General features: G+C 51.1%; 10 protein-coding genes. 4 read left to right on the top strand and 6 right to left on the bottom strand.

Going from position 1 to position 24,893, the window contains the following annotated elements; translation table 11 throughout:
• Positions 1-170 precede the first annotated feature (170 nt).
• Positions 171-1,028, top strand: coding sequence for a hypothetical protein (locus ABEB26_RS14115; RefSeq protein ID WP_345722674.1), 858 nt, complete (start codon positions 171-173; stop codon positions 1,026-1,028).
• Between the two features lie 314 nt (positions 1,029-1,342).
• On the opposite strand, the gene ABEB26_RS14110 is transcribed toward ABEB26_RS14115, so the two are convergent.
• Positions 1,343-14,410, bottom strand: coding sequence for a LamG-like jellyroll fold domain-containing protein (locus ABEB26_RS14110; protein WP_345722673.1), 13,068 nt, complete (start codon positions 14,408-14,410; stop codon positions 1,343-1,345).
• 486 nt (positions 14,411-14,896) lie between these two features.
• On the opposite strand from ABEB26_RS14110, the gene ABEB26_RS14105 reads away from it, so the two are divergent.
• From ABEB26_RS14105 to ABEB26_RS14095, 3 genes are all read left to right on the top strand, one after another.
• Positions 14,897-16,213, top strand: a complete 1,317-nt coding sequence (locus tag ABEB26_RS14105; RefSeq protein WP_345722672.1) for a sensor histidine kinase — start codon at positions 14,897-14,899, stop codon at positions 16,211-16,213.
• Between the two features lie 3 nt (positions 16,214-16,216).
• The gene (locus ABEB26_RS14100) at positions 16,217-16,873 is read left to right on the top strand and encodes a response regulator (RefSeq protein WP_345722671.1); all 657 of its coding nucleotides are present in this window, start codon (positions 16,217-16,219) and stop codon (positions 16,871-16,873) included.
• A 69-nt stretch (positions 16,874-16,942) separates the two neighbouring features.
• Positions 16,943-20,008 carry a type ISP restriction/modification enzyme gene (locus ABEB26_RS14095; RefSeq protein WP_345722670.1) on the top strand — a complete coding sequence of 1,022 codons (3,066 nt, stop codon included), beginning with the start codon at positions 16,943-16,945 and terminating at the stop codon, positions 20,006-20,008.
• Positions 20,009-20,325: 317 nt separating this feature from the next.
• Here ABEB26_RS14095 and acpS read toward each other — a convergent pair whose 3' ends face one another.
• From acpS to ABEB26_RS14070, 5 genes are all read right to left on the bottom strand, one after another.
• Positions 20,326-20,709, bottom strand: a complete 384-nt coding sequence (gene acpS / locus ABEB26_RS14090) for a holo-ACP synthase (protein ID WP_345722669.1) — start codon at positions 20,707-20,709, stop codon at positions 20,326-20,328.
• An 82-nt stretch (positions 20,710-20,791) separates the two neighbouring features.
• On the bottom strand, positions 20,792-22,003 hold the full coding sequence (locus tag ABEB26_RS14085) for a dCTP deaminase domain-containing protein (RefSeq protein ID WP_345722668.1): 1,212 nt from the start codon (positions 22,001-22,003) through the stop codon (positions 20,792-20,794).
• A 9-nt stretch (positions 22,004-22,012) separates the two neighbouring features.
• Positions 22,013-23,044 (bottom strand): response regulator, encoded by a 1,032-nt coding sequence (locus ABEB26_RS14080; RefSeq protein ID WP_345722667.1) that lies wholly within the window; start codon positions 23,042-23,044, stop codon positions 22,013-22,015.
• Positions 23,045-23,121: 77 nt separating this feature from the next.
• Positions 23,122-23,976 carry an STAS domain-containing protein gene (locus ABEB26_RS14075; protein WP_345722666.1) on the bottom strand — a complete coding sequence of 285 codons (855 nt, stop codon included), beginning with the start codon at positions 23,974-23,976 and terminating at the stop codon, positions 23,122-23,124.
• Between the two features lie 9 nt (positions 23,977-23,985).
• Complete coding sequence (locus ABEB26_RS14070; RefSeq protein ID WP_345722665.1) at positions 23,986-24,846, bottom strand: STAS domain-containing protein; 861 nt, start codon at positions 24,844-24,846, stop codon at positions 23,986-23,988.
• Between the last annotated feature and the right edge of the window lie 47 nt (positions 24,847-24,893).

Genomic DNA, 24,893 nt, shown 5'->3' with positions numbered 1-24,893 from the left:
GTTTAATCCCAGCAAACCAGATTGACCAAACTTAGCGCTCTTCGCGTCCTTCGCGGTTTCGATCTTCGTGGATCAAGCTTTAGCATGAGGCTTGTTACAGCCATAGAATGATGCTGCCAACGAAACCGCCGTGCTATGCTCCTGCTTGTTTCTAGCTTGAGCAGGTATCAATGAGTAAGCCATTTCGTTGGAACATTGCGAAACATGAGCAGCTTGGTAGTTTACTTGAGCAGCCTGAACCATTGCCAAAACCCAGCTTTATTGCGGCGTTGCAAGCATGCTGTGTGCGCGTACTCGGCCAGGCTGGGGATAATGATCTGATTTTTATTGGCCGTTCGCCAGAAAATTTGTTTGATTATCTACGTGGGATTTTGGCTGATACGCCGTGGGCTAGGCGCTGCACTATGGTCAATATCTCAATTTACGACGAATCGATTGAACAGATTCGACGAAAACACCCGACTGCTTTGCCTGCGATGTATGACTATTTAACCGCAGTTGGTTTGACTCCACGCCAAATTGCCCAACGGCCTTTGTCGATTAGCTTGATTGATCTCGTTTGCTCAGGGGGGACTTTTGGCGCATTGCTAGAGCTTTGGCTTGATTGGGCTGGTCATGAAGGGCTTGATGCGCCGGCGATTTTGCGGCGCTTAAATTTTGTAGGCATTACGATCAAACAAAAACCTAGCCCAAATACCTTACGTTGGCAACATGAGATTGCATGGACGCAGCAGCTGGCTCCCCGTCAGATTCGAAATGTATCGCTAGATTGGCGAATGTGGTCTGAATTGGGCAATCAACAGCCAAAATATGAGCATTGGAATCCGCCTTGGCGTTGGGATGATCCAGCGATGAGCATTCCACCGCGTGAGCCAAAATCAATTGATGCACTCAAATTAGGGAACTATTTGTATCAGCTTGGATGTACCAGTGAGCATCGTCAAGCCTTTGCGCAACGGATGCATACCGAACATGCAATGAGGCATCCTTGGTTTCGTAGTTTAGCCTTAGCGATTCGCCGAGGGTAACCTGATTGCTCCAAGGATACAAGATGAAATTTAATCGCGAAGGCTACGACTTGCATGAAGGCCAAAACCGTAATCAATGTCGTGATTCAGTGGCGATCCGATGACACGACGGCTTCCCATGCTAATAATCCTGCATGACGCATCACGACCTCACGGAGCTTGATTGGTTATTCATACCCCGAATCATACCGCTGGTTCGGTGATGCGTCATTCCTTAATCCTTAAAAACCTACCCCCGTAAGCTGACCCCCTCTCCCGCCGCAGTGGGCGAGAGGCGAGGGGGTTAGGGCACGAGAACCAGTTTTCAACCCTATTTAGCGCATGGCAATCGGTAGATAAACTCGATATTCGCTTACGCCTAGGGTTGGCGTTGCGCTTGGGGTTGGCGTTGCGCTTGGGGTTGGCGTTACTGTTGCCGTCGCGGTGGCCGTGATTGTCACCGTTGCGGTGGCCGTTGGCGTATTCGTTGCGGTTGGACTTGGTGTAGTTGTCGCGGTAGCGCTTGGACTTGGTGTAACAGTGAGCGTGCTGGTCGTTGTCGCGGTGGCGGTTGGTGTTGTCGTTGGCGTAGCCGTCGCGGTTGGCGTATTGGTTGGTGTGCTTGTGACCGTCGCGGTTGGTGTTGGCGTGACCAGATCGAAACGGGCAGACACGTTATATGCCCGATCGATCGTCAATACACATATTGCAGTTCCGCTACAATCGCCGCTCCAACCACTAAAGCTGGCATTCGCAAGCGGTGTAGCCGTCAAGGTCACTACGGTTCCGGCATTGAAGAATAGCAAACAGGCTGGGGTTTGGCGGGTACAATTAACGCCATTTGGCAGAATATTGACCGTGCCATCACCAGTGCCCGCAAAACTAATGCCCAATGGATAGGTCTTCAATCTAAAGCTGGCGGTAACGCTCTGCGTTTGGGTCATGGGCACAACACACAGGCTATTGCCACTACACGCGCCACTCCAACCGCTAAACACGGAATTGCTTGCAGGCGTGGCGGTCAGGGTGATAACGCTACTTTCGGCAAAATAGGCGCTACAAACATCACCACAATTGATGCTTGTTGGCTCGCTGCTAATTGAGCCACTGCCCGTGCCTGCACGGTTGACAGTTAATTGATAGGCTTCGTGCACGCTGATCATGATTGTATCAGTGTAAACCCCGCCATCGCTCGCAGTTAACATCGCCGTGATGGTGTAGCTCCCGCTCGTTTGCGGCTGCCAATTTGTGGCCCAAAGCGTATTGGTGATGCCAACGCCATAGCTGAGCGTGCTCAAACTCTGACCATTAATCAAAACTGCCACGCTTTGAATGCCAATCGGCGCATACGCTCCCCCTGTAATGCTGATCGGCGCAGTTCCAGTAATGCTGCCCGTTGGACTGCTAATCAAAATCGCTGGGCTGGTGCTTGGCATTGGGAGATTAAAGGATATGCTGGCTTGGTTCCCCGCCAAATCGCGAACAGTTGCACTGACGTTCCCTTGCTGATGGCCTGCAACGCTGCATGCCACAATTAGCGAGCTAACCCCGCCCATTTGGTTATAGCTCAACGTGCTGTTGGTCGTTTGGCATGGCGTGATCAATGTCGCTGGATCAAGGAACATGTCACTGGCGGTAATGGTGTAAACCGTTGAGGCAGCAAAGCCACCGCCTTGATGCGTAGCGCTAATCGAGACGTTAGGTGCAACGCTATCGAGCATCCCACGCCAAATTGTGGTAATGCTTTCGGTGTTGCTGAATGTATCGGTGCCGCGCAAACTCAGTTTGTACAAGCCTTGCAAGCCATTAGGAATTTGATAACTCCAATCGGCGCTAGCAGTATTTGTCTCGCTCAGGCTGGCATTCGTCCAGCTTGAAGCCAACAACCCAATATCGCTGGCCGAAAGTGCTCGATCATAGATGCGCACTTGGTCGATCGCGCCTTTGAAATAGGTATCAGCCTTACCAATCTCTAGCTTGGAAACCGGATAGGGCGTGCGACCAGCGCTGGCCGTCGAGGTATAAACTGCCGTGCCATTGACATAGACACGGTAGACTTGACCATCAAAGGTTGTTGCGATGTGATTCCAAGCATTAGGCGTTAGGACGGAGCCAGTTTCCAATGATGTGAACACGCTGCCATCGCCAAACCCAGCGTGAATGCGCGTTTTCTGGGTAATATAGATGCTTGGTGGGCGATGCTGATTGAGCGTGCCTGGTTGATAACCCATCACTGAATGATAGCCATTATCGGTTGCAGTTGAATAAATCCAAGCTGCTTGGGTAAAGTTTGCCAAGCTCAGATTGTTAGTAATCGTGGCGCTCAGGCCATCGTTAACTCCATCAAAACTCAGTGCCTCAGCATCAGTCCAGCCATTGGTGGCAATTGGACAGTTGCTACAGGTTGCTGCATGGCCATTGCCACTCGCATCGGCAAAGCTGGTTGCGCCACGCACTTCAGCAAAATCGTAGCTGATCAACGGGCTAGCTGGTAGCATCGTTTCGTCGGGAGCTAGCCAAACTTGCGCTTTGCTGACCCCTGCGACCTTGTTTTGGGCCAAGGCATAGACTTCAGCCGCCGATAAATCACGTTCGTAGATCGTTAGTTGATCAAGTTGGCCTGCCCAAAACTGACTTGTGCCATTTGAGCCAATGTGCAGTGGCAAACCAGTGTTTGAGCCAAACGCTTGCTCGATCGTGCCAATTGCAACTCCATTCAAGTAGCCAGTCCAGCGATCGCCTGCTTGCACTAAGGCCACGTGCGACCATTGATTGGCGGCCAAGGTGAGTGGCAAGCTGGTGATTGAACTGCCATTGGTTAATTGCATGCTGCGGTAATCGGCGCTCATTTGCCAACGCCAATTGCTATTGCTAGCATTGCTTTGGGCCAAAATCGTTGGCGTATAGCCCAATGTGCCTGAAACCCAACTTGGTTTGACCCACACGCTGAAACTTGCCACGCTCAAATCAAGGGTTGTAGTGCTGGCAATCGTCAGGCTATCGTTGTTACCATCGAAGTTGAGCGCTCGGCCAAAGAGGCCACTTACACCGCTTGGGCAGGCATTTGCACTACAAGTAGCTGCCAGATTGGTATCCGAGTAATCGCTAAAGCTGGTTGCGCCACTGGCTTCGGCAAAGTGGAAGGCCGCGACTTCGCTGCCCCAAGCTGGTTGCTCAACCAGCAAGCCATTCAGATTTGGGGTTGTGCTGATAATCCGTGATGTGAGCATGCTTGGATCAAGCTGCATACTGGGAGCACGCCCATCAAGCACGATACTGCCAACGATTCCCGACCAATTATTACCGACCATGTCGGTAGCGCTGAGGCTTAGGCTATAGCGACCAGATGGACGTTTGTTGGCAAAGCCATAATTGATGTTCCAGGTATTGCCGCTCACCGTGGCAGTTTGGGCTTGATCAAGCCCAGCCAAGGCTCCGCTGCTATCGAGCAGGCTTAGTTGGACTGAGCTTGGATCAATGCCGCTGCCTGGATCACTGACAGTTCCGTTGAGTGCCACCGTCCAAGCAAGCTCATCAGTACTGCTGGCATTGAGTTGTTGCCAGGTTTCGTTATAGCTGCTAGCGGCATTCGGGGCAGTGGTATCGACGCTCATGCTATAGGCTGGTGAGATTGTTTGGTTGCCGACGGCATCGACAGCGCGGAATTGCAAACTATAATTGCCTGCCCCGCCCAAAGTGGTTGGATCAAAGTTGTAGCACCAAGCAGCATTGCTCGCGACGCTGAGCGATTCGGCACACAGGCCAGCGCTCGACCAGGTGTAGCTGCTGGCATTGGGCTGTTTGACTCCAACATCAAGCAAGCGCACGCCGGAAGTCGCATCGATTGTTGATACCACCAAGGTTGTTGGTTGGTTTGCCAGATAATCGGCAGCGCTAAGCAAGGTGATGACTGGCGCATCAGTATCAATTTGAAGTTCAACTGTGCTACGGGCGCTATACCAGCGTAAATCGCGCAAATAGATGCTATAGATTTCGCCTGTGGTCATTTGGCGGTCGTAAATTGCTAGCTGATCGAGTTGGCCACGGAAAAAGCCTTGCAATACGCCAATTGGGCTAGCGCTACCGCCAATATAGGTTGGATCGTCGCTATTGGCCTTGGCGACCGCAGAGCCATCGATCGTTTGTTGCAATGTACCGTTAATATAGAACAAGGCATCGTAATTGCTATCGAAGACCAAGGCTACATGCTGCCAGATTCCGGCTCGCACGCTGGCACTGCTGGCGTAGGTTTTGACTCCCAAGGTTTTGAATTGCAACAGATCGTCGTTCAGTTCAAAGCTAAACCCATTATTGCTCGTGGCATCCGTGCCGCTGGCGATCAACTGCTGGAAGCCGGCAACATCATCGGGATTGATCCAGCCCATCAGAGTAAATGTGCTGGTGAGGGCTGAAATAGCAGTTGGACTTTGGACTTCGATCACGCCTGAACCACCAAAGGTCATGTTCTGGCCAATTTTGCCAGCGGTCAGACTGGGGGCGCTGCTGCTGGTCGGCGTGGCATAACTATAATTCAGCACAATATGGTCAATTGGATATGGGCCAAGATTGACGTTGAAGGTTGTGCCCGAGTTTGCCGCATTCAGGCTAACCGCGCCATAATTCGAAGTTGTGCCATTGCTGGCAATTTCTTCAATAATGAGGCTATCGATACCACAAATTGGCAGGTTAAGATTCAACTGCTGCACTGCGGTTGTGATCAGCGGCATACTCAAGATCAGTTGATCAGTACTCTCCAAGCGAATATTAATGCCAGCAGCGCCAAAATTGCCAAAATCGGCTGAATTCAGGGTGACGGTGTTACAAACTGAGCCGCGCAACCCGCCAGCATAACGATTGACCGAGGTATCGATCACCGTGCTGGCACTGCTAGCATCAGCATCAAACGTAAAGGCCATGGCCGGAGCTGATTCGCTGTAGAGTTGTTTGATTTGGCTTGCTGAGAGGGTTACGGTATAGCCGCGCAGATCATCCATATAGCCATGGAAGAAATCGCCATCAGCTCCAAGGTTGCCAAAGGTTCCAGCTCGATTTGCGCCGATCGATGGGAAACTACCGCTGTATGTGCCAGTGCTGCCAAGGCTGGTCGAGCCATACAAGGCTCCATTGACATAAACGTTGGCAATTCGACTGGTCATATCAACCGTAGCCGCAACATGCACCCATTCATTTTCAGGCAAGTCGATCGCAATTCGATAGGTGGTGCTATTGACGGTCACCTTGAAACTATTGAAATCCAACTCGATTCCGTTGGCCCCGATCGAGCCACGGAAATCGGCGATTGTGCCGCGATCTGCTTTGACCCACGCGGCCACTGTGCGAATATTAACCTCGTTCCAAGCACAGGGCAAGCCCAAAACCCCTGAATACGTACAGCTCAGCCAATCGCCGCTGCCATTGAAGTAGGCGGCACGGCCATCTACCCCAGGCAAGCCAGCGGTTGGGCAGCCAATTGAGCTATAGCAGGTTGGCGATTTCATTTCGTTGTTTTGGCTATAGCCTGTGACTGTGCCATAGTTGCTAAAGTTGGTTTCGCCTGGCACTTCTTCGAACGGCAGTAAGATCGGCAAGTTGGCAGCGTTGCTATCAGTCACCGGATAATCAATCGCCGATTGCAAATCAATCGCTGCCTCAACTTCGTGGGTAAATGTATGACGGCTGGTGACTGCGTTGCTGCTGACGTTGGCGATGGCACTGATGCTGCTGGCCGAAAGCGCATTCAGTTGGAAGGTTGTCACATCTTCGGCGATGTCGATGATTGGATAGGTGGTTTGCATCAGCAATTGAGCACCAGCCAAATCAACCGCTGCTGGCACAATCACAATTTCATCGAGCAAGCCAGCATAGGCATTGTAGCCAGTTTGGATCATGCCGATGCGCAGATAGGGCGGCGCACTCAGACTAGCAGTGTTGCCTGTGCCACTAGCGACTAGCACGCCATCAACATACAAACGCATTGCCCCAGTTTGCTTGACCCGGGTCGCCACCACATGATGCCAAGCGCCATCGGCGACACTCCCACCTTTGAGAGTTGTATCGCCAGCAGCAGGATTGCCAACCCCAAACAAGATTTTGCCGCCATCACCAAGGGCGATGCCAAAATCGTTGGCATTACCAGCAACTTCGCCATCGATCAAGCCATTGCCTTGCCACCAAGCGCTAGCGCTGCCCGTGGCTTGGCTCGATTGCATCCAAAAAGCGATCGTAAAATCATCGGCAACTGTATGATCAAGCAGCAAATAATCGTCGCTACCATCGAAGTTAAGGGCTGCGCCAAATTTGCCAGCGCTGTTCGTTGCGGGGCAACTGTAGAAGCTAACACAATCTGCGACCCGCCCATCGTTAACCTGATTAATTTGCTCAACATTGAAGGCTGGTTGATCAAAACTCAGGTTATAGCTGGTTGCCACCAAATCATCGAGCGCACCTTTGAGCGGCAATGTGCCACCAACGCGGCGGCCAAACCGCGCATTGCTATCGGTCGTGATCAATGGCCAGTAGGTGCTGGTGCCGCTGCTGGTGGCGGTGGTGGTGGTGCCATTATGGGTTGTGGCGATTGCGAAATTGCTGGTTGCGCCAGCCGCTGCCGCCAAACTCCAGCTAATTGTCACGGTAACCCAGCTACCAAGTTTGCCGCTAAACCCACCAGAAGCAGTTGTCGAGAATGGGCCAAACGCCACGCTGCTCGACGTTCGGTTGATCAAGCCAAATGTGACCAAGCCTGCTGAGTCGATATAGGCTCGTAAACAGTAGCCTGCTCCGCCTGAACTAGAACAAGCATTATCAAGCAAATAATAATAAGAGCCGCTGGCTGGTAAGGCACTCAATTTCAGTTTGAAGCTGAATGAGCCGCTAGTGCCAGCCGCGCTACTTACCGCTGCGGGCAAAGGCAAATAATCATCGGTTCCATCAAAAAGCAGACCTTCGTTGGTCGCACCTGCGGTCAAACTTGGGCAGGTTGCGGTTGAGGCACAGGTTACGATGCTACCACCGCTGGCAGTGTTGGCAAAACTGGTGCGCAGGCTGCTGGTGTTATGTTCATCAAAACCAAGCGCAAACACGGTTTCAGCATTATTGTTGATAATGCTGATATCGTTGAGATTGCCATGCAGCGGGCTAGCCCCATCGATGCTATTGCCCAACTTGCCAGCGCCAACCACTAAGCGCAAGCGCACATTGTTATTCAGCCCACTATCGAGCGTGCCATTTTGATAAACCCGCAACTGCTTATCATTAACATTAATCGTGATTGTAATCCAGGTATTGGTGGCCATGGTGATAACGCCAGTCAAACTTGGGCTAACATCATTTAATCCAACAACCAACTTGCCACTGCTATTGACTGAAGCATTCAACCCATAGGCCTGAGTTGATTCAGTTGCGATCAAGCTCATGGTTTTGCCAGCACTAGGCAGCGCATTCAATTTGACTTTGAACGAGAAGGTTGAGGCTTGAAAGGCATTTTCATACGCCAGCGTGCCAATCGCAAGCTGATCATCAACGCCATCGAAGGCCACTGAGCGATCAGTGCCGCTTACCAAGTCGCTGGTAGGGCAGCTTATGCCAACACAGGTCGCGGCTTCGCTCTCGCCGGAAGCTGGGCTAAAACCGCTCTTGCGATCGCTCTCTTCAAAACGTAAGGCAATTTTTGGTTGGGCTAGCAGCGGGTCACTAGCGCTGGTCGTGCCAATGAGTTGACCATGAATGCCTTGAGCTGCCAGGGTATTGCTGACGCTGGTTGAATAGCTCAAGGCCGCGCCTGGCTGCACAACCAAATCATTCGGATTGTAGCGGCCATCTTTGAGCGCCACCACCTCACTAGCCGAGAGCGCCCGATCAAACAAGTTTACTTCGTCGATTGAACCTTGAAAATAGTTATCGATTCGACCAACTCGCAAGGTACTGATGGGATAGGGAACTTTGCCAGCGGCAGCTACCGAATTGGCTTGCTCAACCCCGTTGATGTACAACCGCATGGTCGTGCCATCGAAGGTCGTAGCGATGTGGCTCCAGGTATTGCTGCTTAGCACCACTCCGCTGGTTGACAAACTATTCCAATTCGTCCCATCGCCGAAGCCAACTTGCACTCGTCCCGCTTGAAACATGTAGATGCTGGGTGCTCGTTGTGCCAGAATCCCGCCATGATAACCTACAATTCCATGGAAGTTGCTATCAGAGCTGGTTGGATAAACCCAGGCTGCTTGGGTATAGGCTGTTGGCGCGAGGCTCACACTCGTTTGGAGATAATCGTTTACACCATCGAAGGTGGCCGCATTGCCATACCGCCCAGGTTGGGCCGCGATTGGGCAGGTTGACGTGCTACCACAACTAAAATTGCTGGTGCTAGCGCTATTGGCAAATACGCTTGCATCGGCGCTTTCCTCAAGCCGTAGCAAGACTGCGGCGGCATCGCTCTCGCTCACGTCCATGTCGGCAAATTGCACCAAGGTATCAATCAACGAGGCATCGGTGGCAACCCACGGGTTGAAGCCATACACGAATTCTTGCAAATCGTTCAAGCCGTCGTCATCAATATCGCCAACATTGGGGTTTGACCAAACCCGGGTATAACTGCGATTGCCCGAATCATCGCTGTAGCTGATCAGCCAACCAGTTGCGCTTTCAGTGCCATCATCAAGCCCATCGCCATCGCTATCGTTGAGCAATGGGTTGGTGCCAAGGGTCAATTCGCGGGCATCATCAAGCCCATCGCCATCAGTATCGATTGCTTCAGGATCAGTGCCCTGCGCCAATTCGTAGGTATCGAGTAACAAATCAGCATCAGCATCGCGGGTCAAATCATCGGGGTCAACTCCGCCCGCAGCAACGCTGAACAAGCCATCGCCATCGTGATCGCGCTGGCTGGGGAAGCTCAACTGGCCGCGATCATTCCACTCCATTGCATAGAATTCGCTCAGCGTGGATGGGAGTATATCCAGCGTTTCGCTTGCGCCAATATTCAATTCGCTGGAGCCGCCAAAGGTTTCGGTGCTACAACTGAAGGCATCAAGCCAGCAACCAGTGTAGGGCAGTTGATAGGCTTCATTCAAATAGAGCAAGCCATCGAACGAGCGATTAATCCCCGTGCCAACCCGATCTAAATCCAAAGCATCGACCGAAACAATCGTTTTGCTCAAGCGAATTTTGCGCCCACCAATCGCATCCCAATCGCCGCGCATATCGCCTTTGCTAATTTGATCGTGATAATCAACTGGCTCATCGTCGAGGGTATACAGGAACGAAGCTTTGTTGGCATCGGATGCTGAATATTGCGTTCCATACCGCAACGTATTGGTCACGCGCATGGTGTAGGTGATGCTGTTGGAGACCACAAAGCCCGCTTCAGGCTCAGCCAAACTGCGATCCACAATATCGATCTGTAAGCGATCCGAGGAATCCATATTCTTAATCACAATATCAACATCGTAGAGCAACTTGGCAAGCGCTTCAGTCATACGATCTTGCACCGTGCGCACGCCAAAAATCGCTAAAATCCCATCGACAAAATAGACCATCAAAAAGAGGAACGAAAAGACTTGACCGATGCCGGGCACATATTCCAAGGCAAACATCAAGACCGTGATAATCGTGCTGGCGAGGGTATAGGCCACATAGACCGTGAGCGCGATGCTGCCGCCCTCACCAGTCGTAATCATTTTCCAAAGCACGCTGCCCGATGTTGAGAGGAAGATGATCCATGGCACAACTGTACCGAGCACCAAGCCTAATTTACCCACCGCCTTAAAATTAGCCATGGTTGTCGATTTAAGAATCGCGGTCACGCCCATGCCGCTCTGGTAGAGCGTATAAAATTTATGCATCATATTGGCGATATACAAACCAACCCCAACAATCGTTGCCGCGTTCAGAATATACAAGCCCGCTTGGAAGGTTGTATCATCGCCAGTCAGGTAGCCAACCGCAAACAAGGTTGCGCCAACTGCCAAGCCAATTGTGGTTACCCCAATCAGGCCATGCAACGCCAGGCTCTTTTTGTTTTGCAGCAAGCGCTCAAAGGAAAAGGTATATTGAGTAAAGCCCTTTTTGTAGGCATGGTTGATCACGCTCCAGAAGCTATAGCCGCTGTAGCCCATGGCTTTGTATTTGGCAAATTTGCTCACCGATTCGATGATCGTATTGAGGTAGGCCGAACCAATAAAGGTAAAGCCTTTGGGCGTTGCTGAAGGCCAACCTGGAGTATACACGCTTTCGGGAACTTCAATGCTTTCCGTCCAAAGCAGATCCCCATCGCTTTCGATGCTCTCCGAGAGGCCTTGTAATAAGGCGGCATAATAGCTTTGGCCCCAAATTTGCTTGCCGCTAATTTCATCGAGGCTTGTACTTGAGCCATCGCCTTGAAAAAATTCGTCGCTGGTCATCAGGGTGTTCAGCAGCAACAAATATTGCTCAGGATCGTAATTGCCCCAAACGCCATCAGTATATTGATAGGGTGCCCAACTCATGCTGGCTGCGGTCACCAACGGCACAGCATCGGCATCAAAATCTAGGCTAACTGCCGCGCTGCTGATTGTGCTGTCATCAACATTGACCGAACGGCTGCGATGTTCGCTGGCAAACAGCAAGGTTGGATTGGTTTGGTTGGCATAGGGCGTGAACACGCTATCAAGCAATTCAGCGGTGCGCGTGATCGTCAAATCTTCAACATAATCGTCGTTGTGGCTATAGCTAAACGTTTGAACAGCCAAGCCATGATTGGCCGCGCCGCCTGCCCAGCCATCAATGCTGCTGGCCAAATTGCTGATCGTCACATCGCGGCTGCCGTTGCTGGTGCATGTGCCACTCCCATTGATGCTTGAGCAATCGCGACCGCGCAAAAAGCTGTTGCTCATGTTCCAACTGGCAACCCACAAATCGCTATCGAGTGCGAGATTGGTATCCTCAGTCGGGTTTTCGTAGACAATTGCGGTATCGGTGCCATGCTCCTCGGTTACGGTCAGGCCAGCCAATTTCCACTCATCGTAATAGGTCTGGATGATCGCATAACTATCTTCGCAGGTGCTGAGGTCGGTGTCATCCGTGCAGCTATCGGTCAACATTTCGACCAACCAAACCAGCCGAATTTCATGGGCTGCGCCCCAGGTTGCTAGGCCGTTGCTGCCTTGGCTTGGTTGATAGAACATCCGCGCCGCAAAGCCAACCACCCCACCATCGCTTTCATCGGAAACATAACTGACTGGCAGATAGGCCAAAAGGTCGCCATCGCCGCTGTTTGAATCGTAAACACTCAGATCATAACGATCAATGGCGCTACTATCGAGCCAGTTATCAACCGCCATCTCCAAACTACGATCAATCCCGCTGTAGCTGGCATTGATTGGCAAATTGGCGTAGTGGCCACTGGTGTAGGGCATGCGAATTTGCAGCATTGGCACAAGCCGAACATCGCCATTGGCAGCGTTGGTATCGCTGCTGCGCAAGGTCAGATTTTCGGTGTTGGCAAAGTTGGTTTCCAAGTGGCGCTGAATTTGGCCTGCACTATCGCCAGTTGGCCAATCGAGCACTGTGCCAAAATAATCAAGATGGTCGGCATTGGTTGGGGTAATTTGAAAATCAACATAGACCGGCTTGTCAGTTTCAAGTTGATTAATGCTTAGTTCAAGTGGTGTATCGCCGTTGAAGGTTTGGGCAATCACGCCATTGGGCGAATTATCAACCGCATCGTTGACCCCATCATTATCATTATCAAGGTCAAACACATCGGGTGTGCCATCAGCATCAGCATCGGGGCAGGCTGCCGTTGGATCATAATCGCTGGAAATTTCGACCCAGACTTGACACTCCATGCCATCGGTCAAGCCATCGCTATTGCTATCGCTGGCATAGGGATCGAGATACCATTGCGTGCCACCAAAACTAAACCCGGCGACTTCCAATTGATCATCAAGCAAATCGCCGTCGCTATCGGCTTCGTCGGGCAAGGTGCCAAGTTGATTAACTTCAATCCCATCGCTCAGCCCATCACCATCACTATCGGTCGAGTCGGCGACTCCAATACAATCAGCGCTGCTGGAACTGGCACTTGGGCAAGCCCCCCAAATCGCTTCATCGTAGTCGGTTAAGCCATCGCCATCGCTATCGGTCGGATCGCTTGAGGCCAGCATGCTTGGCAACGCCAATTCTGGGCGGGCTTGCAACAACGCCGTTAAATCGGCATCGGGCAGCGCCGCTTTTGGTTGCGTGCTACGCGGATTTTGGTGGGGGTTCCAATTGCTGGTTTGCTGGGCAGCAACGGCCTCGCTCAACGCTTCATGCTGCGCACGTTGTTGATCGTATTTAGCCTGCTCGGTTTGTTGTTCGGCAGCAAAGGCCGCCGTGAGATCAGCACGGAACAAAGGCATTGTGAGCAGTGAAATAATCACCAAACCCACGGTGAAGGCATGAATTTTACGGTTGTGCAAGCGCCGCATCCACCAGCCAATCAGCGCTAGCACCAGCCCAATACTTACCATTTGCAACACGAGCAAGCGCAAAGCTGGCAATTGCTCAGTTAATCGAAAACTGAGCCAATTGATTGGGTTGGCGCTAAATGGCGTGGTTGCCAAGGCTAAACGGCTCTGATCAAACCCGCTATAATCGCCAACAATCGTCGCTGTCGAGCGACCTTGGCCTGATTGCGCCGGAAATTCGAGGGTTAAGGCAATCCGACGGGGCAGGCCAGTTTGGTCGATCCAAATTTCGCCGTGGCCCTGCATATCGCGATAGGCTCGCCCAGCATCGAGCACCACATGGGCCGGAACATTGCGGCTTGCGCGGATTTGAGCTTCCAGCATTGGCCCAAGTTTTTCGGCCAAACGTATGCCATCGAGTGTAAAGCCATAATGCTCGTAAGTTAAGGTTAAATCGAGGGCTGCTCCAGCGGCTGTATCAAACGAGCGGGATTCTTGGGCCAGTAATTGCACATCGTCAGCCCCGATCAAAAAGCTTAGCAAATTGCCGCTAGGGGCAATGCCGTTGAGATCTTGCAGATCGCCTGCTTGCCATGGACCCAGCCCTTGGCGTTGTTCAACCTTGCCCTCGAGCAGGCGCAGCGAATGGGCTTTAGCTGGATTGCGATCGGCACTATTCCAAAGCTGCATTTCGAGATAATTGGTGGTTGCATCAACTTGGCCTTCGAGCGCCAAACGATCGATTTGCGGTTCGCGGCCAGCGCTGGTGATCGCGGCAACTGGATAGGTTGTTTGCTCAATATTCGCTTGATAACGATAGCTGCCACTGGCTCCGGCCAATTCCCATGCGCGTTCGATCGCCGTTTGCGGCGTTGCAGCCTGATCAAGCCAGCCAAGCAAAAACGGACTGAGTAGCAGCGCCAATAGCGCTAGCCAAGTTGCTCGGACAATCAACGAGCGCGATGATCGAATATGCATGGAACCTCCAAAGCCGTGATAGAGACGCAACACAACTAACAGCCACCAAGTTAAGGCAAATGTGGCAAAACTAGCCCAATTTGGGCAGCACGATTGTGTAAGGCTGATAACGTTTGCGGAGTATACACGGTCGCTGATTAATTTTTGAGTGCAAAATGTCATTATTTGACCAAAGTAGGGGGATGACATTTGTCATTGTTTGGGGCATGCGGATGGTGACATTTGGCACTGCTAGGGCGCAAACCGCCATGCTATAATGGCCTGAGGGTTGATAGATTTTTTGCGACGGTTGGAATGCCCTCACCCCCTAGCCCCCTCTCCCGCCAAGCGAGGAGAGGGGGAAGCGTCCTGGCATAATTGGTGGAATGCCCCTCGCCCGCCGCAGTGGGCGAGGGGTTGGGGTGAGGGAACGGATTGAATACCAAATCACTCGAAATCAATTTCCGACGAGAAGTAGATAACCCGCCACCACTGCAAGGAACGCCTATGTTATTCCAAGATTCTGCCAAACGTCTGCCACTAGCAGAAACCCAAGCTCTGCCCAGCCTCAATCATGCCGATGAAGCTGAGCAATTCAGTGGTGGCCTATCGATCAAACGCATCCTACAAAGTGTGGCCTTGCTTTGGATTAGCTATTTTTTGATTTTAACGGGTCTTGATTGGGTTTCGTTGATGTCGCGCCCTGATACGAGCCCCTTGCCATGGTTCTACTATGCGATTCATATCACCTTGGCGGGAGTGGTTTTTGGTTTAGCAACTTGGGATGTAGCGCAACAGCGTTTGGGGCGGGTGTTTATGCCCTTGATTATTGGGTTGATTTCGGTTGTGCCAATTCTGTTGACCCCATTAATTACCAGCGGGCCTGGCCCAATTACTACCGAGCCAGGCTTAGTCGTGATGCGTTTGTGCCCGATGCTATGTGTGGCAGTGGTGATTGTGGCTTGGCAATATACTTGGCGGCAGGTGGTCTGGTTTTGTTTTGCAACCGGGGCATTAATTTTATTGCCAATTTTGCTGCGCGAACCTCGGTTTAGCTCAGCGGTGGCAATCACAATTGTTCAAACTAGCACGTTTTTGGTGTTTGGCTATGCGCTATCAGCTTTGGTACAACGTTTGCGGCTGCAAAATGCGGCGTTAATCCAAGCCCATGAGCAATTACGTGATTATGCCGGCACTCAAGAACGTTTAACAATCAGCCGTGAGCGCAACCGTGTCGCCCGCGAGTTACACGATACCCTAGCCCATGCCCTAAGCGGCTTGATTGTGCAGCTCGAAGCCGCCAAACTCTACCGTGAAATTGAGCCAGCCACCAGCCATAAGCTGCAAGATTCGGCGCTCGAAGCCGCCCGCCATGGCTTGCAAGAAACCCGCTTGGCTCTCAAAGCCCTTCGCGCTCGCCCGTTGGATGATTTGGGCTTGGTGTTGGCGCTCCAGCAGTTGGCTGAACAATTGGCGAGTACAACTCAGATTGAACTTGAGCTGACTATTACGCCAAAGCTACCGCCACTCGCGCTTGAACTTGAAACTTGCATCTATCGTGTGGCCCAAGAGGCAATTCGCAACGCGATTCGCCATGCCAATGCCCAACACTTGAGTATCCAATTAAGCAGCGTTGGGGCTGAATTAAGTTTGACAGTGCGCGATGATGGTTGTGGCTTTGAACCAACATTGATTGTGGGCGCTGATCATTTTGGCATCGCAGGCATGCATGAGCGAGCGGCTGAGTTGGGCGGCCAACTCAACATCAGTAGCAAGTTTGGGCTGGGCACGTTGGTCGAATTACGCTTTACAACAAAAGGTTGAGCAATGATCAAACTATTAATTTGTGATGATCAGGCGGTTGTGCGCGATGGCCTGTCGATTATGCTGAATCTCGCGCCTGATCTTGAGGTGGTTGCAGTCGCCAGCAATGGACGTGAGGCGGTGCAACTTAGCGCAGATTGGCAACCAGACCTGATTTTGATGGATCTGAAAATGCCGATTATGAATGGCATCGAGGCTACGCGCCAAATTAGCGCAGCCCAGCCACTGGTTAAAATCTTAGTGTTGACTACCTACGATGATGATGAGTGGTTGTTTGAGGCAATTCGGGCTGGTGCGGCAGGCTATTTACTCAAGGATATGGCCCATATCGATTTGGTCAGCGCGATTCGTGGCACAGTTTCGGGCAAAGCCTATGTTGACCCCAATGTGACTGCCCGCCTGCTGAGCCAAGTTGCCAACTCGCGCAATCAACCACCAGCCAGCCAATTAACTGGCCGTTTGACTGAGCGCGAGCTAGCAGTGCTCAATTTGATTGCCACAGGCCACACCAATGCCAGCATTGCCGATCAATTGCGGCTTTCCGAGGGCACGGTTCGTAACCACGTTAGCACCATTTTATCCAAGCTCGATGTCGCTGATCGAACCCAAGCAGCTTTGTTGGCAGTTGAGCATGGCTTGCATCAGCGCGAAAGTTATTAAAAAGCACAAACATCCGACATCGCCCTATGCTATAATCGTACAAGTGTGCGTAGTGAATAGGGAGTTGTTATGCCAACGATTGCCCCCAAGGTGCTGAATACCTATCGTGCTGAATTGGCGCGGGTGATGAAGGCTGGTGGTCTCAACGAAGGTGCGATTCGCAATGCCTTTCAAAATTTGTTGAGCGAGGCTGGCCGCGCTTGGGGTATGACCCTAGTTGCTGAGCAAACTCTGGCCCTCGGTTCGCGCAAAGCGCTGCGCTTCGATGGCGAACTGCGCGATAGCCTCAAGTTGCGCCGTGGCATTTGGGAAGCTAAAGATCCCGCCGATGATTTGGAACGCGAAATTAGCAATAAGCTCCGCGCAGGCTATCCCACCAAAAATAGTTTATTTGAAAATAGCCGCCAAGCGGTGTTATACCAAAATAATCAGCGGGTGTTGAGCATCGATATGCACGATGACCGCCAGTTGGTGCGCTTGCTCGAAGCATTTTTTAGTTATACCGAGCCACAAGTCGATGATTTTCACTTGGCGGTCGCTCGCTTTCGGCGTGAAATTCCTGATTTGGCCGCCAGTGTCGCCGAAATTATTGCCAACGAGCAAAAGCATAGCCGCGATTTTAAACTGGCGTTCGATAGTTTTGTGGCGCTGTGTCGAAGTTCGCTCAACCCCCAAACCAGTGAGCAGCAAGTCGAGGAGATGTTGATTCAGCATTTGTTGACTGAACGGATTTTTCGCTCGGTTTTCGATAACCCCGATTTTGTGCGCCGTAATGCAATCGCCGCCGAATTGGAAAAAGTAATTGCGGTATTAACCAAACGCGCATTTAGCCGCGATAAGTTTTTGGCTAGCCTCGATTATTTTTATAAGGCGATTGAAAATTCGGCCCGAACGATCAGCGATTATAGCGAGAAGTCAACCTTTTTAAATACGGTCTATGAGCAGTTTTTCCAAGGCTATTCCACTGATATCGCCGATACGCACGGGATTGTCTATACGCCTGCGCCGATTGTGCGCTGGATGGTTGCGTCAGTCGAGCAATTATTGCGCGATCAATTCGATTCTAGTTTGAGCGATAAAGGGGTACATGTGCTCGATCCCTGCGTTGGCACAGGTACGTTTATGCTCGAAATTTTGAATCAATTGCAAAATAGCACGCTTGAGCATAAATATCGCCATGAGTTGCATTGTAATGAACTTTTGCTGTTGCCCTATTACATCGCGGCCCAAAATATTGAACATGAATTTTATGATCGCACCCAGAATTATGCGCCATTTGAAGGCATTTGTTTTGCCGATACTTTAGAGATGGAAGCCAATAAGCGCCAAGCTTCGATGTTTGTGCCCGAAAATGCTCAACGGGTGCAACAACAGCAAGATGCACCAATTTTTGTGATTATTGGCAATCCACCCTATAACGTCGGCCAGCAAAATGAAAATGATAATAATAAAAATCGTAAATATCCGCATGTCGATGCGCGAATTCGCCAAACCTATGCCAAATCGTCGAAAGCATCGTTGCAAACCAAGCTCTATGATATGTATTCGCGCTTTTTTCGTTGGGCTACCGATCGCCTCGGCGATAACGATGGGGTGATTGCCTATGTCAGCAATGGCTCGTTTGTCGAGCAAATTGCCTTCGATGGCATGCGCAAGGAGTTGCTGAAGGATTTTACCAGCATCTATGTGCTCGATTTGGGCGGCAATGTGCGCAAAAATCCCAAGCTTTCGGGCACAACCCACAATGTGTTTGGCATTCAGGTAAGCGTGGCCATTACCTTATTGATTCGTAATCGCGCCAAATATCCCCAGCGCCAACAGGCCGAGTTGCATTATGCCCGTTTGGATGAATGGTGGCGGCGCGGTGAGAAATATAGTTATCTCAACCAGCACGCCGATTATCGGGCGATTGCTTGGCAACAATTGCAGCCTACCAACAATGGCACATGGATCACCGAGGGCATGAGCGACGATTTCGCCACATTTGTACCAATTGGCAGCAAAGAGGCTCGCTCTGGCAGCGTTGGCGCAGAATCGACGATTTTCAATACTTATAGTTTGGGCGTTTCAACCAATCGCGATGCTTGGGCATACAACTTTAACCAAGAAGCTCTAGAAATAAATATCAAGAATATGCTATTATTTTATGATTATGAAAAGCTCCGTTGGTTAAAAAATAATAAACCTGATGTTGATAGTTTTGTTAATAATGATGAAACTAAAATAAAGTGGACAGATTTGCTAAAAAATGCTTTAATCAAAAATGTAGATATCAATTTTGATAAGAATAAAATTAGGAAATCTTTCTATCGTCCTTTTGTAAAAAAGTTCTTATATTTTGATTCGATTCTTAATCAAAGAAGATATAGTCAATATAAAATATTCCCCTCATCTTTACAAGAATCAGAGAATCTTTTGATTCAAGTTAAAACTGGTACGGAAATACCAATGTATACACTAATGACTAATCTCATCCCTGAAATGCAACCTCAAGGTGGATCTCAGTGCTTCCCATTCTACATTTACGACGAAGATGGCAGCAATCGGCGCGAGAACATTAGCGATTGGGCATTACAGCATTTTCAAACGCATACTGGCAACCCCAATTTCGATAAATGGGCGATTTTCTACTACGTCTATGGGTTATTGCACGTGCCAAGCTATCGTGAGCGCTATGCTGCCAACCTCAAACTTGAGCTACCGCGCATCCCATTGCTTGCGCCAAGCGAAATCGAACAACTAAGCGCGGCAGGTCGCCAATTGGCCGAATTGCACCTGAACTACGAACAACAACCCGAATATAAACTCAAGCACAGCGAAAATCGCGCTGTACCATGGACATGGCGGGTCGAGAAAATGCGATTAAGCCGCGACAAAAGCGCAATCAACTACAACCAAGCCTTGACGCTTGAAGGCATTCCCGCCGAAGTTTACGACTATCGCTTGGGCAACCGCTCGGCGCTCGAATGGGTGATTGACCAATATCAAGTGAGCACCGACAAGCGCAGCGGCATCACCAGCGATCCCAACGACCTTGATGATCCTGAGGCGATTGTACGCCTGCTCAAACAAGTGATCACGGTCAGCATCAAAACCGTAGCGATTATCAAGCAACTGAGTTCAATTAGCCTTTAGCCGAGTTCCCTCACCCCCAACCCCTCGCCCACTGCGGCGGGAGCGGGGCTAGCTTACAAGGGAAGGTTTTTAGTCGTTTTCCGTTGTGAACCACCAATCCCGTAGTTCATCGGTGGATGCCTGTTCACCACCACATATCCTTGAGGGGGTGTCGGGGGATTAAAGCCCCCGACGTTTCCCGCCTTGAGGCGGGACGGAAGGGTGGTGATCCGCAATGCTGGTGAACAATGTACCCTTGAAAGGAGGGGCTAGGGGGGTATCCATTACAACCTAAAACCACGCCCACAAAGGGCGTGGTAGTTTACGATCCGTTTGATCTAGCCCATGCCCACCACAAACGCGATCGCTTGATCGCCGCTATGCGAAAGGCTGACTGACCAATGGCGAATGCCTAGTTCGTTGGCTCGTTGTTGGGCTGCGCCGTGGAGCCGCAACATTGGCTTGCCTTGAGTGTCGTTAGCAACTTCGATTTCACGCCATGCGACGGCACATGCAGGGTGGCCGATCCCTTTGAGGCCAACACCGAGGGCTTTCGCGGCGGCTTCCTTGGCCGCCCAACGTGCCGCTAACGACTGAGCACTATCACGACAGCGCAACCATTCTGCTTCAGTCCAAACCCGACGGGCAAAACGCTGACCCCAACGTGATACTGCTTGATTGATCCGGTCGATCTCGATTAAATCAACACCTGTTACCAGCATAAAGTATTCACTTCCTCGCTACCACGAACATGGTGGTTGTTTGTATTGTATGCTGATTTATTAAAATGGCCAAATTAATGAATTAAATTCGTGGCAAGGTCACGCCAGTTTGGCCTTGATATTTGCCCGAACGATCGTCATAGGCCACTTCTGGCAACTCGTCACCCTCGAAAAACAACACTTGGGCAATCCCTTCATTGGCATAGATTTTGGCTGGCAAGGGCGTTGTATTGCTAATTTCGATTGTCACATAGCCTTCCCAACCAGGCTCGAAGGGCGTTACATTCGCGATCAGACCACAATTTGAAACAAAAACCCCTGCATCAAGCGCAAAATTACCAGCCTCAGGCACCGACAAACAATAAACATCGTGCGTGCCAGCCAATTCCTTGATCGCGGTGATTTTGTGATTGACTGGTTGCTGTGAGTTTTGTATAGGTAGCGCTTGGCGATAATGCTGCTGGTTCGTTTGATTACGCTGATCATTTAACGTGTAGATCGATTGAGAAGTTGCTGGTTGGCGCAGCTGGCGATGGGTATTGGCTTGATCGGCGTAAATATTATGGCGAATATTCCACTCATCGGCTAGGCGATGGGTTGGGAAATAATGGCCATTAATCAATTGATAGACCATCTCATAGCCGCGAAAAAGTTGGCGATACAATGGCATCAATGAATCATTTGGGCGTAGATTTGCTGCTTGCACCATCGTGCCATCGCGGCGCATAAACTCATGATCGGGTGTGCATTGAATGGTCTGATTATTATCAAGCGTGATTTCTAGCAAGCTATCGCGACCGATATAGCGCGGTTGCTCTAGCAGGGTCACGATAATTCGGCCATTTGGCCCAATGCTATAGCCCCAAAATAACTCGCCCTGCTCTGAACGTTTGGCCATTTCGGCCAAGGTTGGGTTGGTGCCATCAACCAGCGCAACTCGTGTATCGCCACTAAAACAACGGGCATAGGTCGATTTGCCGACACAAACACACAACACATTGCGCGGAATGCGGAAGTATTCGATCGTGCGGCAAAGCACAAACGAGTTTGGTGGAATGATACACACATCAGCTTTAACATCGACAAACGAGCGCGGATCGAAGTTTTTGGGGTCGATAATTGCCGAATTAACATTGGTGAAAATCTTAAATTCATCAGCAATTCGAATATCGTAGCCATACGACGATAAGCCATACGAAACGACTCCGCCGCGCACTTGCCCATCAACAAATGGCTCGATCATGCCATGCTCTTGAGCCATGCGCTTAATCCAGCGATCAGCTTTAATTGACATACAAACTCCTTATGGTGTCGCCGTGGGCGCATTCGGATCAAGGGTTGGGCTTGGTTCGGGGGTTAGGGTTGGCGTAGGGCTAGGCGTAGCGGTTGGCGTGAGCGTCGGTGTAGGGCTAGGCGTAGCAGTTGGGGTTGGCGTGAGTGTTGGCGTGGCGGTTGGGTCGCTGAACATCGCCCGCACATTGGTGGTAACATTGCGGGTTTCTTCAGGGAAGATCAAGGCAATCGCGCCAGAAGCGAGACCACAGGTGAGCAACGCAACCAAACTCAACACCAACGGCCACGAAACGCGCCGTCGATAGCGCACGGGCTGGCCGCCCAAATTGCGCAGGGTTTCAACATCGCTATGGTGCAAACGCCGGAACTCGGCCAAGGCCTGATCGGGATCTTCGCTGAGAAATTGAGCATAGCGTTGCACAATCTCTTCGGCGGCAGCGCCACGCGGCAGCAAGGCATATTTCTCTTCTTCGATCGCCTGAATATAATACATTTGGATTTTGGTATCCAAATTGGCTTGAACTAGCGAGATATTGCGCAGTTTGCGGGCTTGGCGTAGGCGTTGCCCAAGCGGAATATTCAGGGTTGGCGTTTCAACCTCAACTGCTGGTGCAACCACAGGTGTTTCGATGGCTGGCTCGGCCAGTTTGGGTATGCGGGTATCGGCGCGTTGCAAAGCTGGCGGTGGCGCTTGGCGCAAGCGAATCGCAATTCGTGCTAGCAATTCTTCGGTGCGGTAGGGCTTGGTAATATAATCGGTCGCGCCAGCACGCAGGCCACGAGCAATATCCTCGGCGCTGCTACGATGTGACATCACCATCACCCGCAAGCCTAGGCTTACCAGCTCATCGAGCAAAGCCCAGCCTTGTTCGCGGCCCAGCTCAAGATCGAGCAAAATGAGATCGGGCTGTTGGGTACGGGCAACCTCGCGAGCGCTGGTTTCAGTCCATTCGCGCATCACCCGATAACTGGCCATCTCTAAAGTACGAGCGAGCGTGGCCGAAAACGCCCGATCCTCATCAAGCAACAGAATGAAGCTCAAAACCAGAATTCCTATCCACAAAGGCTACGCTATGGCGTAACCAACTTGACCATGCCTAATGCAGCGATTATAGCACGTTAGATCGACTCGATCGTCAAGTTTTGGCGTTCGAGCGCGGCCATTAAGCCACTTTGCAAATCGGCGCGAGTGGCGATCATATCCAGCCGAATGCCCAATTGCACGATAGTTTGGGCAATGTCGTTGCTAATCCCGACTACAATTGTTTCAGTGCCAAGCAATTTAAGTGCATTGATCGCCTGCAAAATGTAGTTTGCCACGGCAGTATCAACCACCGGCACGCCCGTTAAATCCAAGATCACAGTATCAGCATTGCTGCGTGAGCTAGCTTGCAACAAGGCGGTGATAATCTGGTCAGCTTGCATTGGATCGATTCCGCCGACCAAGGGCAAGACCAAAATCCCTGGCAAAATTGGCACAACTGGCACAGCGCGGGCGGCAATTTCGGCCTTGAGCAACGAATCTTGCTGGCTCATGCGTTCGATTTCGTCGCGTCGAGCGCTAATTTGAGCTTCTAATTCGAGCGCTTCGCTGACATCGTGGAAATAGCCCACCACATATTCCGGTGGCGTGGCATCGCCGACAGGCTTGAGCAAAAAGCGTGCGGCTAAATGGCGGTTGCTCGGCTGGCCGTGGGAATCAACAATCACATAATCTAAAATTGGCAAAAAGACTTCTTCGCCAGCAAAAGCCCGTTTCAGATCGGCTTGTAGCTCAGGAGTCGCCAAGGAAGGATCATCGAATAGATTGTAATTTTCTTGCAGCTCAACCATTTCAGCTGGGCTGAGATTGAAAATTCGGCGCAAGGCAGTGTTGGTATAAATCGCCTTGCCCGTTTTGTCGTAAATAGCTGAACCGATTGACATAACCGACCAAGCGCTGCTGCGAATGAGTGTATTTAAGCTAGAAGCCATGGGCGCACCTCACGAACGAGCAAGAATAATTTGGCCTTGGCGACGAAGGGCGGTCTGCAAGCCACTTTGCAAATCGGCGCGAGTGGTTATATCTTCCAGCCGTAGGCCCAATTGCACCAAGGTTTGGGCAATTTCAGGGCTAATGCCAACCACAATGGTGTCGGTGCCAAGCAATTTGAGCGCTTTGATCGCCTGCAGCAGATAATTTGCCACAGCCGTATCGACCACCGGAATGCCCGTAACATCGAGCAAGAGCGTATCGGCGCTATGCTCGGAGGCAGCTTCGAGCAAACAATTCAGCACATATTCGGCGCGGCGTGAATCGATCGCACCAACCAAGGGCAGCACCAAAATGCCTGGCAACACTGGCACAACTGGCGCTGAACGGGCTTCGATTTCGGCCCGCAGCGCTTCTTGTTGTTGCTCCGCCTGTTGAATTTCGTGCTTGCGGCTATCGAGTTCGCGGCGCATAGTCACTTGGGGCGTGATATCGGTAAAAAATGCCACAATATACTCGCCTGTTTTGGCTTCGACCCGTAGTGGAGCCAGATTGAGTCGTGCCACAATATGTTTACCAGAAGGCCGCGCATGCACATTCAGCAACTCATAATCCAACTCGCCGATGCGGGTTTTTTTGCCCTCAAAGGCCGAGGCAATAGCACTTTTGGTGAGCGGCGCTTGGAGTGAAGGGTCTCGATGCAGATTATAATGTTGTTGAGCTAGGGCAGCCTCTTCCGGTTGATATTGCAATAACTCCATTCCGGCAAGGTTGAGCAATTCGGCGCGGCCACTGCGATGATAAATCAGCGAGGCAATCGGGGCGTGAACCCAGCCATGGCTCATCTGTTGGATAAGTGTTTCTGGCAACATATGCGACCCTCAATCACTGGCATTGTTTGTAGATTATAAGCGAGGTT

Source organism: Herpetosiphon gulosus, from assembly GCF_039545135.1.
In the GTDB taxonomy this organism is placed as follows: domain Bacteria; phylum Chloroflexota; class Chloroflexia; order Chloroflexales; family Herpetosiphonaceae; genus Herpetosiphon; species Herpetosiphon gulosus.
Note: the sequence above shows the minus strand (reverse complement) of the source record. Positions and strands in the feature narration are given on the sequence as shown.